Genomic DNA, 13,328 nt, shown 5'->3' with positions numbered 1-13,328 from the left:
CTCCCTAAGTGACTTGTCGATGCTCTTCAAGATCTCTAAAGGCAGCATATCGCTCATGAAAATGCAACCTCGGCTCGCCAATGGGGCCATTTCGATGTTTCCGAACGAGGATTTGGGCAACCCCTTTTTCCTCCGTATCTGGATCATACACTTCTTCTCGGTAAATGAACATGACCACATCAGCATCTTGTTCGATGGCGCCGGATTCCCGAAGATCAGCAAGAACAGGCACCGGCGGTTTTCGGTTCTCGACGGCGCGGCTGAGCTGTGATAAAGCAATCACTGGAATATCCAACTCCTTGGCCAGAGCTTTTAAGGAACGGGAAATATCTGAAATTTCCTGCTGACGAGACTCGGAGTCACGACGGCCTTCCATGAGTTGTAAATAATCGATGATGAGCAGATCAAGCCCATGTTCGGCCTTGAGCCGCCTGGCTTTTCCCCGCATTTGCTGAACGGTTAAATTGCCCGAGTCATCGATGAAAATTGAAGCGTCTTCTAACCGCGTCGCCGCATTCGTCAAGGCTTGCCAATCCTGACTGGACAACTGTCCGGTCCGCAAGGCATGGGAATCCAACAAGGCTTGCGAGCTCAACATCCGCAAGACCAACTGCGCCTTCGACATTTCCAGGCTAAAGATACCGACGACTTTATTGGCCTTGATCGAAGCATTCTCAGCGATTCCCAACGCCAGACTCGTCTTCCCCATACTCGGTCGACCGGCGATGATGATCAAATCGGACGGCTGCAATCCAGCGGTCAAGTCATCTAATTTAGCGTACCCTGTGGGGATTCCCGTAATCCGTTCCTTCCGACTGTACAAACGATCGACAATCTCGACACTTTCTTTAATAATGTCACTGACCGGCAGAAAGGAACGTCCTAATTTTCCCTGCGCCAGCCGAAAGACTTCGCGTTCGGCAAAATCCAACAATTCCTCAGTCGGGCTCGTTCCTTCATACCCTCGCGTGGCCACATCGGTTGCCGTACGGATCAGCCCACGGAGCATGGATTTATCGTGAACGATTTTACAGTGATAGCGGATATTCGCCGCACTCGCGACGATATGGACCAGCTCAGCAATGTACGAGGCGCCTCCGACAGTATCGAGCTCACCGATACCCTTGAGGTGTTCCGTCAAGGTGATTTGATCGACCGGTTCATTCTGTTCCGACAACGTCATCATCGCTCGGTACAGTTTTTGATGAGCTGAACGATAAAAATCCTCTTCCGAGACAATCTCGATAGCACGGTTAAGCGCCGCGTTATCGAGCAAAATCGCACCAAGCACCGATTGTTCTGCTTCGAGATTTTGGGGAGGCAGCCGGAGATCCGTCATTTCAGAGACGGGCATATGCACCTTCCTTTAAGATAGCCGGTACATCTTCAACCCGCACGGTAACGTGGCGAGGGTTTTTCTGTGATGCCGTGCGACGAATGAGGATCGCCGATTCCGGAGATCGCCCGCCTCCCAAGAGAATCGCGGTCGATGCGCCCACGTTCTTTAACCGATCGTTGGCATGCTCCTTGAGTCGGCTGGCGGTCCCGACACTGACCATTTCCTGAATGACCGGCATGTCTTCACGGCGCAAGCGTTGAGCCAGACGGTACGCTGCCCCAAATTGCTTCTGAGATGCCATAAGCAATATCGAAGCCGCGTGCTCGTTGGGAAAAAGCCCAGTATGGTCTAAGCTCGCGAACACACGGTCCATGTCCAGGGCAAACCCTGTCGAGGGCAAGTCGCGCCCAAACCTTCCCAACAGGTGATTATACCGCCCTCCTCCCCCAATTTCCTGCCCGAGCGAGGACGTAAACACATCAAAGACCACACCATCGTAATAGTCAAACCCTCGAAATTCACCGAGGTCGACCAAGATATGATCTTTAAGCCCCGCGGACTCAAGCAGGGCATACACGGCGACTAAACGCTCAATCGGGCGTATCAAGTTTCGATCACGCCCAGCCACGCCTCGCCCCCACTCCAGGACATCTTCCTGGCCACATCGGCCCGCGGCTTCCAAGATCACGTGAATTTTCTTGTGAGGTAATCGTCCCTGCCGTAAAAGATTTTCCAGCAGAGGAAGATCCTTGTGGGCCACGGCATACGCCGCGTTCCGCTGATCGGATGGTGAGAGACCGGACTTTTTCAGTAAGGCTTGAAAAAACCCGACATGGCCGAGCGAAACCTTAAAGTCCGGAAGACCGATGGTTTTCAGCAGTTCGATGAGAGACATCACGACTTCAGCATCGGCGGATGCATCATCTGTCCCTATCAGTTCAACGCCAACCTGAAACCGTTCCCTTTCTCTTCCGGCATGTTCGGGTTCATACCGAAAGACCGTCGTGCGGTAGGACAGTCGCAGAGGCAGCTCAGCCCCGCCCATGCCCATCGCAACGATTCGAGCAATTTGGGCCGTGATATCAGGACGTAACACCAGAATACGGCCCGTCGTCCAATCGGCGAACTTATAACATTTCTCAAGGACTTCAGGCGCAAGTCCCACTGATAAGACATCCAGGTATTCGAAGATGGGAAGGATAATCTCCCGGTACCCCCACCGGGAGAGGAGTGTGATCAGCTGTCTTTCTAATGTCCTGACGCGGCGAGCCGTGTCAGGACCAAACGTGGCTGTTCCGATCGGAATGAGGGCGCGGGCTGGTTTCATGACCGTGTTGGTGAAAGTCTAAATGCCAAGCCTAGACTAGAACCGCCGCTGGCGGAATACGTGAGCGCGTCCTATGAGTGGCTTCTAGAAAGGTCAACAAGCCTGACGGACAGAATACCATCCTCTCGCTTGACCTCTTCGAGGACCTCCTTCGGAGGAGGAGCATCCAAGCTAAAAATGAGAAGAGCTTGACCGCCTTGCTGTTCAACCCGGGAGCATTGCATCTGTGCAATATTGACCGAGTGCTTACCAAGAATACCCCCAACTGTTCCAATGACTCCCGGCCGATCGACATTGTCGATCAAGAACATTTGTCCGTCGCAACTCACTTCGACTTGGAACTGATTGATTTCGACGATTCGCGGTTCTTGTCGATGAAAGAGCGTACCAGCCAATTGGTAATCTTTCTGTCCAGACTGGACTTTGACGCGAATAAGACTCGTAAAGTCTCCGGCGTCACTACTCTTCACTTCTTTGACTTCAATCCCGCGCTCCTTCGCGACGACAGGGGCATTGACGAAATTAATCACATCTTCCAGTATCGGAGACAATAAGCCTTTCAAGACGGCAGTCGTTAAAGGCGCCACCGACAAACCGGCAACTTCGCCGAAATATTCGACCGTCACCGATTTCACGCCCCCGTCGAGCAATTGCGCTTGGAAAAGACCCATCCGTTCCGCCAGCGTCAGGTACGGTTGAAGCTGAGGCAGGACTTCTGGAGAAACCGAAGGGACATTCACCGCGCCACGCGCCAACCCCCGTTTAAAGTAATCCACGAACTGCTCTGCGATCCCGATCGCCACATTTTCCTGGGCTTCTTCCGTCGAAGCCCCGATATGCGGGGTACAGATAAAATTATCGAGAGACAGGAGAGGGTGATCGGGCTTTATGGGTTCCTCTTCAAAGACATCAAATGCCGCAGCATAGACCTTCCCTGATTTCAACGCCTCATACAGATCGAGCTCATGAATAATCCCGCCCCGGGCGCAATTGACGATCAAAACCCCATCTTTCATCTCCTGAATCGTCTTCGCGTTGATCAACCCCCGAGTTTCATTGGTCAACGGCGTATGCACAGAGATGACATCGGCTCGCTGAAAAAGTTCATCCAATTCCACGACCTCAATCCCCATTTGCTGTGCACGGTCCTTGGCCAAATAGGGGTCATAACCAATAACGTTCATGAAATGCCCTTGAGCCAATTTGGTGACATGAGAACCGATTTGACCCAGTCCAACCAGCCCCATCGTTTTGTTATACAGCTCGACCCCCATGAACTTACTTTTTTCCCATTTCCCCGCCTTCATCGACGCAGTGGCCTGAGGAATTTTCCTGCTCATTGACACGACCATCGCCATCGTATGTTCAGCGGTGGTAATGGTATTCCCACCGGGCGTATTCATGACGACAATGCCCCGCCGAGTCGCCGCGTCACTATCGACATTGTCCAGCCCCGTGCCGGCACGGCCAATGATTCGAAGTCGACCGCCCGCCTCGATCACTTCTTTGGTCACTTTGGTCGCGGATCTGACGATCAGACCTTCATAATTCTTGATCTCATCAAGTAATTCTTCTTTAGACAGTTTGGTCTTCACACCAACTGAAAATCCCGCACGTTCTAACACTTCGACCCCACGGGCAGAGAGTTTATCGCTCACTAAAATATTCATGATGTTCTCTGACGGCCTCCTCTAGTCTCTCGCCTCAAGACATGCGTTGAATTTATGCCTTGCGCTTTTCAAAATCTGTCATGTACTGAATTAACGCATCAACACCAGCCTCGGGCATGGCATTGTAAATACTGGCTCGCATACCACCGACAGAACGATGCCCCTCTAAAGTCGTGAGCCCCGCTTCGGTGGCTCCGGCGAGGAACTCTTTATCTAAACCCGCATCAGCCAAGACAAACGGCACATTCATCCAGGACCGAGCTGATTTTTCGACTGGATTACGGTAAAAACTCGATTGGTCGATGGCCTGATAGAGTTTATTGGCTTTTCGTTCATTCAACTGCGCCATCGCGGCCAAGCCGCCCTGCTCCTTGAGCCACTTAAACACCAACCCGGCCACATAGATGGCATAGGTGGGGGGAGTATTGAGCATCGAGTCAGCCTCAGCCTGCTGGGCATAGTCGTAGACACTCGGCGTGATCGATGATGCCTGACCGATAAGGTCGTCTCGCACGATAACTAAGGTGACTCCAGATGGTCCGATATTTTTTTGGGCTCCGGCATAAATAATCCCAAAACGGCTCACGTCAATGGGGCGGGACAAGATCGTAGATGAGAAGTCCGCCACGAGTGGGACATCTCCTGTATCGGGTACCCAATGAAATTCCACGCCACCAATCGTCTCATTGGGCGTATAATGCACGTAAGCCGCCTCTGGGTCGAGGGCCCATTGATCTTGAGACGGAATGCTCGAAAATTTATCATCCTGTGAAGAAGCCGCCACATTGACTGTGCAGTATTTTTTGGCCTCACTGATCGCTTTTTTCCCCCAGGCTCCTGTCAAGATATAATCAGCCTTGGTCTCTCCCCTCAGAATGTTCATGGGAATCGACGCAAACTGAGTGGTCGCCCCTCCTTGCAGGAACAAGACTTTATAGTTTTTCGGGACGCCAAGAAGGTCACGGACATCTTGCTCGGCCTCTGTGGCGACGGACACAAACTCTTTCCCGCGGTGGCTCATCTCCATAATGGACGCACCAGCCCCGTGCCAATCGGGTAATTCACGTTGAGCTTGAAGCAGCACCGCTTCCGGCAACATGGCCGGACCAGCACTGAAATTATAGATTCGCGACATAAGGGGCTCCTGTTCCAGGGAGATTGATGACGAAGAAATTCTTATCGGGTTCACGAGAAATCTATCATCTAGACTCCCATGAACCGAATTACCCACTCCATACGCAATATTCTTTTTCCGGAAAAGGGAGTAACGCTAGCATAGGGTCTCTACCCAGTCAAGAAAGGATGGGAACCGCCTTGTCTTGTTCAAAACGATGGCCTACAATGCCTGCGTGTTGAAGATGGCCAACTTATCTTTCATGAATGGGGTAATACTTTGACAGGCTTGCATTTTGAGAAAAGACGAGAGGGAGATTATTATAAACTCATTCTTCACATTGGAGATTGCTACGTACCGGTCAGCGATAATGACGTGGAAACGCTTCAAGGGCACGCGACGGCGACCGCTGACCGCTTTCTATCCATATTGCTCGAAAAGGTTGGATATTCCACATACTTAAAAGAGCAGATTCAGTCTCAACTTGAGCAGGGTGGAAACGTAAGTGCCCAAATCAGCGCCCTTCAACAAACGCTGTCTTCACCGTGACCCCTATTAAGCCTGAAACCCCCCGACGCGATCGATAAAATTCAGGATTCTCGCCTTGCGGTCCGGGTCTTTTTCTAAGTCCAAAGCCCGGTAATAGTGATCCGCGGCGATGGACCCCTTTCCCTTCTTGTCATAAACTTGGCCAACTCCGAAGGTCGCAGACGCGTCATCAGGGTTCGCGTTGAGCGCCTTGCTAAAATAGTCCAACGCATGATCAACCTGTCCACGCTCCATGAGATACCAGCCGATGGCCGTCGCGGCGGGGAAAAAATTGGGATCCTGGCGTAAGGCCTCTTCATATTCTCGATTGGCCAGATCCTTTCGACCTTTCGTTTCATACAAGCCGCCAAGAGCAAAGTGAACCTCTGGATCGTTGGGAACCAACTCCAAGGCTTTCTTGTAGGCCAAAACAGCGGGTTCAATTTTTCCCTGCTCTGCCAAGGCGCATCCCAAATTCGTATGAGCCACGGCATGATCAGGCTGCAATTTTAAAATTTCCCGGTATTGTGGAATGGCCATCTCCAACCGCCCCTGCTCTTGATACATGACCCCAAGATTCAGTCGAGCAGCCGTATAGTCAGGCATGATCTTGACCGCCTCACGGCAGGATTTGATCGCCTGCTCCATCTTCCCCATCCGTCGAAGAATCTGCGCATGAAAAAAGTGCGGGTATGGCGACTGAGCATCGAGCGCGATAGCCTGTTGATAACAGGCCACTGAATCCTCGGATTTCCCAGACTGCGCGAGGAACAGGCCTTTGAGCAAGTGAAGATGACTATCCTCTGCATGTCTCGTGAGGATGTCATCAAGCCAGTCCCGTACAGACTCAATATCCTTTTCCTGCTCCAATGACCGGGCATGGGCCTGCCAGGCTTGAGCGAATTCTCCAAAAATTAAACTGCTCACATTGACCGCGAAAAACGCGCGCGGGCCTGCGTCAGTCTCTTGCGACCAGGCAATCGCCATCTCTCGAACATGTGCCCAGTCGCCCTGACGGATCGCATCAACAATAGCCGTTTCATACTTCATGAAATCTTCATCCTCTATCCCGCTTCCACCCTCTTGCCTATGCTCGCTTACCGGGTCAACGAATCTTCGATATCTGGCGGGGTCGCTTGAATGAGACTTCCCAGGTAGGGATACCGTTCCAAGATCTTTTCTTTCATCAACCATGCAATAGTCCGGTACGACCAATGGCCTTTCACACCCGACCGTAACTGCGACACGTATTCGGCTTCCGCATAGTCCATTTTAAAAAGACAACGTACCTTGAACCCAAAAGGAATGGCGTACAAGGCTCCTTCCTGACTCGTGGCGCGCAATTTATCGATATCGTCTCTCACGGCATCCATGGCCTGACGATACATGGTATCCAGCCCCGCAGCTTCAAGGGTTGGCGGAACATCATAGCCATGCAGCGTCGTAAAGTTCTGTTGGACCTGCTGACACCGGCGGTGCCGATGCATATCTCGCCATCCACCAATATCCATCAGCACATCGAAGATAAACGCATACCCCGAACGAAATTCTTTAATCAGCTCGTCATGAGGACCGCGTGTCTGCAGGGCCACTCCGATAAAATCATGCTTCTGTCCTTCCGGCCACTGCTGAATCAGTTCGAGAAGACAGCGATACGGCGCGTGGGACACACGATAGAGCAACGTGGCGACTAATTCATCCAACGGTTCATGGGGTTCAATCAAGTCCACAGGATGGCTTCGCCCAACCCAACCTTCAGGACGATCCAAACCGGCATCCCGTAAAATTGGCCTCCCTGCCCGGGAAAGGTCCCGGTAGACTTCCGACTGATAGGGGCTCGCCACGGCATAGCGGGCCAAGGTTGGGGCTAACGGCTCGAGCGAGCTGACATCCTGCTGTTCGAGATCGGCCCAAGCCGGAGAAGGTTTCTTCGCACATGCTTCCTTCAGCTCTTCGCCGATGGATTTCAATTCCGGCAATTGCGCCGACAATAATCGCGCAATCTGCTTTTCCAATGTCCGAATGCTGACGACTTGCCCAACGTTCGTTCGAGCGGCCAATGGAAGCAAGTAACGCGTGACATCAAACGCCCGGGCGGCGATGGTCCGATTGTACTGAGCCTCAGACATCGACGCCGGCCGCGGGTCCCGTTCCGACAAGAACCGTTCGACAGGCCCTTTCAGCTCGCGATACACGTTAAACAGGCTGCTCAAGAGCCCGTGATACGCACCCTCTGTTTCTGAATCTTGAATCGAAGCCGGAACAAAGCACCCGCTGGCCTCGAAGTTTTGATACCGGCTCGACTTGGCCTGCCCGTCCCACAGCGATTCGTCTTCGATCCGAATTGCCGCCAACTCCGAGATGTTTTCAAAACAAATCGTCACATGACCCAAGTCCGCGATTGATCCATGGCCATACGCAAAATAAAACTGTTCCCAGAATTTTTCTGACGAATGGGAATGCACCCACGCGAGACTCTCTTCGATGGAATCAGGAGACCGACTGTACCGAGCCAACGCATAGGCCGATTTCTCCGGCGGCATGGGCGCCAACGCGATGACCCGCTGTGCTTTCTTGTCAGAACTCATACATCAGCAACAAGGCAAGGCATTAATCATGCAACAGCATGCCCTTGCATGGAAGGAAGTAGGCTGTCGAATCAGATCAATATAGAGCGGTCCTGCACAGTAAGCAAGTTCTGGACATGAGCAAAAGTGAATACATTCAGAGCCATAGAGCCAATCGTCTCCTTTCTCCAGATTTCGTGAAGCCACGAACGATGTTCGGATGGTGACATGACGGATGGCAGGAGAAAGTCAAAATTTTGGCCCTCTCGCCGTTCACTCGTCAAAACACCGACAGATCGGAAGGACTCTCCACATATGAACACACGACACTTCGCAACCTGCCTGCTGATTGGGATCATTCTGTTGAGTTGCACCATCGGCCATTGGGGAATCCTCACAAGCCTCGCGCAAACCATTCCTGATGCCGGCGTACTGCAACAGCAACAGCGGCAATCAGAGATGGAACGCGAACAGTCATTCCCGGAAGAAGTCCCTCCCGATGCGCCCCCCGCGCCACAGCAAGCCCCTCAATCCGCTGTCACGATCCTGGTCAAGTCCTTTCGATTTTCTGGAAATACTCAAATCTCAGACGGACGGCTCCAAACCGTCGTCGCCCCCTACGTGAACAAACATCTGGATTTGGCCGCGCTCAGAAAAGCCACGGCAGACATCGCCGAATACTACCGTCAGGCAGGATGGATCGTGCGCGCCTATCTCCCGAAGCAAGATATTACGGACGGCACCGTCACCATCAATATCCAAGAAGCCACGTTTGGCGGAGCCGCCATAAGCGGGGAGCCACCGACGCACGTCGCCGCGCACGACATCACAGACCTGATCGACACGCAACTGACGCCTCAGCAATTGTTGAACACGAAGGCCCTCGATCGAGGACTGCTCCTCGCGGACGATCTCCCGGGGGTGGCGGTAGCTGGGGCTCTCCAAGCCGGAGCGCGCGAAGGAGAAACCACCGTCCAGGTCACCGCCGCGGACGACCCGCTCCTTCATGGCCAGCTCGGCGTAAACAATGGCGGGAACCGCGGGACCGGCATGGCGCAAGGCTATGCCACCGCCTACCTCAACAGCCCGCTCAAGCTTGGCGATCAACTCATCGCATCAACCATTATTTCGCCGGGGAGTGAATATGGACGCTTACGCTATACCGTCCCGATTGGACATGATGGTTGGAGGATAGGCGCCAGCGCCTCTCTGCTCTCCTATCGACTCATCGCTCCCGAGTTTTCCGCATTAAGGGGAAAAGGACATGCCTCAACTGTCGGTCTCGAGGCGTTTTATCCTCTCATACGGGCCCGCACCTACAACCTCCAGATGCTGATGAACTACGATTATCGACAGTTTGAAAATCGAGCCCTCGGAACACGTCAATCCGATTACCATATCAACGAAGGCACCTTTGGTCTGGCCGGGAACTGGTTTGAAACCCTCACCGGCCTTCACGGGTCCAATTTCGGCAGTCTCACCTGGGTATTGGGAACCCTGGACCAGGGAAGACATCAAGCATCGGAAAACTCCAACCGGGAAGGCTTCTTTACCAAATTTCGCTTGTCTCTGAGCCGCCAGCAAGAGCTGCTTCCCTGGCTGTCGCTCCGAGGCATCTTTTCCGGCCAAAAAGCCTTTGAGACCCTCGACTCCGCGGAAAAATATTACATGGGAGGGCCAAGCAGCGTGCGCGCGTATCCAGTCAATGAAGCCAGTGGGTCCAGCGGCTTGACCACCAACCTTGAACTCCAAGCACAGCTCCCTTACGGATTGACGCTCACGGGATTTTACGACGTCGGCCGCGTCTACAATAAACGGAACGTCGGGAAAGACTACACCCTCAAAGGAGGCGGACTGTCCGTGGCATGGGTGAGTTGGTTTGGGCTCTCTCTGGATGCCACCTGGTCCCACCGCTTAGGCGACAACCCCAATCCCACCGCGACAGGGAAAGACCAAGATGGCTCCCACATTCTCAACCGCTTTTGGCTTTCAGCCGTCTATGCCTTCTAACAATCCTGATAAACCAAGGCTTGGTTGAACCGCTCCGAAGCTTCGGACGCACGACGTCTTTCTCGCGACATGGACTTCTTGGATTCAACACTTCCAGGTAATAACGACGGTCACGGACTCCCCGCACGACGCCCGCCAATCCTGCGCGCCCTCGTCTTAAAGTTCTCCCCTAATGTCTCCGAAAATTCTCTAAATGTCTCACAAAATACAACAGAAGAAAGAAACGAATGGCCCAGGATACGAATCAAACGATCTTCATGGAAACAAACAACATGACTTTCCCTAATTCACAGCGAACACCCAAGACCCCACGACAATCCGGCCGGCAACGTCTTCTTCTCCATGTCTTACTCTGCAGCACCTTGGTGCTGAACCCCGCAGTCAGCCACGCTGCTGCCCCAGGCGCGACCCAATTACCGACAGGCGAACAGGTCGTGGGAGGGCAAGCCAGCATCAGTCGCCAACACAACACCATGAACATCGACCAGGCCACCAATCGTGCGGCGATTGACTGGCACACATTCGATATTGGCAGCCAAGCCACCGTCAATTTCAATCAACCCTCGACCAGCAGTGTCATACTCAATCGCGTCCAGGGCCCCAACCCCAGCCAGATTTTCGGCCAGCTCAACGCCAACGGCCAGGTGTTCCTGACCAATCCCAACGGCGTGTATTTCGCACCGGGCGCCAACATCGATGTCGGCGGCCTCGTGGCCACCACCCATAGTTTGAGCGTGGAGGAATTCATGGCCGGCAAGAATCACTTTACGCGAAACGGGGCGACCGGCCGCATCATCAACGAAGGGCAACTGCGCGCGTCGCTTGGCGGCTATATCGCGCTCTTGGCCCCGGAAGTCCGGAATGATGGCGTGATCATCGCCGAACTCGGAACCGTGGCGCTCGCGGCCGGCGAAGCGTTCGAATTACAATTTGATCCGAATCGCAGTCTGACCGGCATCCGTGTCGACCCGGCCACTATCGACACCATCGTGGAAAATGGCCACGCCGTGCTCGCGCCCGATGGGCTCATTATCTTATCGGCCCACGCGGCCAACCAGCTCCACGGCAGCGTGGTGCGACATGATGGAATCCTGAGCGCCTCGAGTCTCGTCAGCAAGGGCGGGCGGGTTCTCTTGGAAGGCGATGATCTGAAGCTCGGAACCGATTCCTCCATTACGGCGACCGGCGCAACCGGAGGGGGAGAAGTGCTCATCGGCGGTGGCTGGCAGGGTTCCGGCGGGATGCGCCACGCCACAACCGTCACGATGGAACCCGGGGCATCCATCGATGCCTCCGCGACCGAACGGGGCGACGGCGGCACGATCGTCTTGTGGTCGGATATCACGAGCCAGGAATCCAGAACCTCGGTTGCCGGGGAAATACTGGCCAGGGGCGGAAGGCACTATGGCCACGGGGGACAGATCGAAACTTCCGGACACGATCTGACCATCGACGCGTCGGCCTCGGTCAGCGCGGGGGAAGGCGGCCAGTGGCTGCTCGATCCATACAATTATGTGATCGATGCGACCGCGGCGGGCAATATCGTCACGGCGCTTGATGCCGGAACGAATGTCACGGTGACGACAACAGCCGATAATGCTTCGTTCGGAAGTTCAGGCAACAACGCCGACCCAGGCGACATTAGCGTTACGAGTGACATTGTGACCGGTGCGATGGCTGGCGATGCCACCTTGACCTTGCAGGCGGCTCGCCATATCACGATAAACAGCAGCGCGGAAATCGATGCTACGCAGAATGGCAATACGGCGAGACTAAACGTGACGCTGTCGGCCGACACGGATAGCTCAGGAGACGGTTTCAACACCGTCAATTCACCGAACATCAAAACCAATGGTGGTGACATCACGATCGACGGCGACACGATCGTGGCGAATTCGTCGCCAGCGGGAGTGACATTTGATTCAGACGGCGGGAATATCGTCTTTGGCGGTCTGCTGAATTCAAGCAACACGGTATCAACAAAGGTGACGATCGACGCGGGAGCCACCGGCACGGTCACCTCAGGCGGCATTGGAGGCACCGATGCGCTGACGTCGCTGGATGTGACGTCCAACGGGGTCACCATTAATGGCAGTTCCTTAGTCACCACAGGGACGCAAACCTATGATTCGGGGCTTGATGTCAACAGTACAACCGGTCTGCTTGTGAACGGGACGACAGTGACGACCGGCGGCGACCTGGATTTTTCCGCGACAAACCTCATTGACGTCGATGCATCGCTGGTCGTACCCGGCGCCATCACCATGAACGGCGGCACCGTGGATATCAGCGGTACTATCACACAGTCGGCAACGGGAGACGTATGGCTTCACGGAAGCGCAGACGGCAATCCGTCCGTTGGTCTGAGGGGCAACTTCACCAAGACAGCCGGAACCGGCACCATGACACTCAAAGGTGTCTCGCGGGTGAGCGTGAATGGAACGATCGATGCGTCCTCCTCCGATGGGTTGAACGTGGTGCTCTGGTCCGATTACGACGGCGGCGACCAGGGTGGGGTCTCGATCTTGACCTCCATCAACACCGGCGGAGGACACTTGTGGGCCGGGGGCAGTGCTGCCACACCGGGTAGTGATACATGGAACGGCCTGACCGTGGGCAACGGTCCGTCGGTCGGGGCGAATGGGTACAACCAAAACGCACTGGACTTTTTTGGCGATATCACCACCAACGGCGGCGACGTGTTACTCTGGGCTGGAGATGGGTACAACCTCGGCATCTCAGGTATCGCCCTGAATACGCCACATTCCATTAC

The 13,328-nt window shown here is 54.1% G+C and carries 12 protein-coding genes; 2 read left to right on the top strand and 10 right to left on the bottom strand.

Annotated elements, in window-relative coordinates; translation table 11 throughout:
* Positions 1-4 precede the first annotated feature (4 nt).
* The 4 genes from dnaB to serC form a co-directional block, all read right to left on the bottom strand.
* Positions 5-1,354 carry a replicative DNA helicase gene (gene dnaB, locus MRJ96_07950; protein ID MDR4501366.1) on the bottom strand — a complete coding sequence of 450 codons (1,350 nt, stop codon included), beginning with the start codon at positions 1,352-1,354 and terminating at the stop codon, positions 5-7.
* Positions 1,341-2,666 (bottom strand): ATP phosphoribosyltransferase regulatory subunit, encoded by a 1,326-nt coding sequence (hisZ, locus tag MRJ96_07945; GenBank protein ID MDR4501365.1) that lies wholly within the window; start codon positions 2,664-2,666, stop codon positions 1,341-1,343. Before hisZ ends, dnaB begins: the two co-directional genes overlap by 14 nt.
* 71 nt (positions 2,667-2,737) lie before the next feature.
* Positions 2,738-4,336, bottom strand: coding sequence for a phosphoglycerate dehydrogenase (gene serA / locus MRJ96_07940; GenBank protein ID MDR4501364.1), 1,599 nt, complete (start codon positions 4,334-4,336; stop codon positions 2,738-2,740).
* A gap of 52 nt (positions 4,337-4,388) precedes the next feature.
* On the bottom strand, positions 4,389-5,471 hold the full coding sequence (gene serC / locus MRJ96_07935; protein ID MDR4501363.1) for a 3-phosphoserine/phosphohydroxythreonine transaminase: 1,083 nt from the start codon (positions 5,469-5,471) through the stop codon (positions 4,389-4,391).
* Between the two features lie 258 nt (positions 5,472-5,729).
* On the opposite strand from serC, the gene MRJ96_07930 reads away from it, so the two are divergent.
* Positions 5,730-5,999, top strand: coding sequence for a hypothetical protein (locus MRJ96_07930; protein MDR4501362.1), 270 nt, complete (start codon positions 5,730-5,732; stop codon positions 5,997-5,999).
* A gap of 6 nt (positions 6,000-6,005) precedes the next feature.
* Here MRJ96_07930 and MRJ96_07925 read toward each other — a convergent pair whose 3' ends face one another.
* Positions 6,006-7,028 carry a tetratricopeptide repeat protein gene (locus tag MRJ96_07925; GenBank protein ID MDR4501361.1) on the bottom strand — a complete coding sequence of 341 codons (1,023 nt, stop codon included), beginning with the start codon at positions 7,026-7,028 and terminating at the stop codon, positions 6,006-6,008.
* Positions 7,029-7,075: 47 nt separating this feature from the next.
* On the bottom strand, positions 7,076-8,566 hold the full coding sequence (locus tag MRJ96_07920; protein MDR4501360.1) for an FAD-dependent thymidylate synthase: 1,491 nt from the start codon (positions 8,564-8,566) through the stop codon (positions 7,076-7,078).
* 294 nt (positions 8,567-8,860) lie between these two features.
* Between MRJ96_07920 and MRJ96_07915 the strand changes: the two genes are divergently transcribed.
* Positions 8,861-10,555, top strand: a complete 1,695-nt coding sequence (locus MRJ96_07915) for a BamA/TamA family outer membrane protein (protein ID MDR4501359.1) — start codon at positions 8,861-8,863, stop codon at positions 10,553-10,555.
* A 413-nt stretch (positions 10,556-10,968) separates the two neighbouring features.
* Here the strand turns inward: MRJ96_07915 and MRJ96_07910 are convergent, their stop codons facing one another.
* The 4 genes from MRJ96_07910 to MRJ96_07895 all read right to left on the bottom strand — a co-directional run bounded on the left by MRJ96_07910 (position 10,969) and on the right by MRJ96_07895 (position 13,209).
* Entirely contained in the window at positions 10,969-11,364 is a 396-nt protein-coding gene (locus tag MRJ96_07910) for a hypothetical protein (GenBank protein ID MDR4501358.1), read from the bottom strand.
* A gap of 225 nt (positions 11,365-11,589) precedes the next feature.
* Positions 11,590-11,994, bottom strand: a complete 405-nt coding sequence (locus tag MRJ96_07905; GenBank protein MDR4501357.1) for a hypothetical protein — start codon at positions 11,992-11,994, stop codon at positions 11,590-11,592.
* Between the two features lie 71 nt (positions 11,995-12,065).
* Positions 12,066-12,596, bottom strand: a complete 531-nt coding sequence (locus tag MRJ96_07900) for a hypothetical protein (protein ID MDR4501356.1) — start codon at positions 12,594-12,596, stop codon at positions 12,066-12,068.
* A gap of 58 nt (positions 12,597-12,654) precedes the next feature.
* A complete protein-coding gene (locus MRJ96_07895; protein MDR4501355.1) occupies positions 12,655-13,209 on the bottom strand; it encodes a hypothetical protein in 555 nt (184 codons plus the stop codon).
* Positions 13,210-13,328 lie beyond the last annotated feature (119 nt).

The organism is Nitrospirales bacterium (assembly GCA_031315865.1).
In the GTDB taxonomy this organism is placed as follows: Bacteria; Nitrospirota; Nitrospiria; order Nitrospirales; family UBA8639; genus JAGQKC01.
This window is presented reverse-complemented; position numbering and strand designations above follow the sequence as displayed.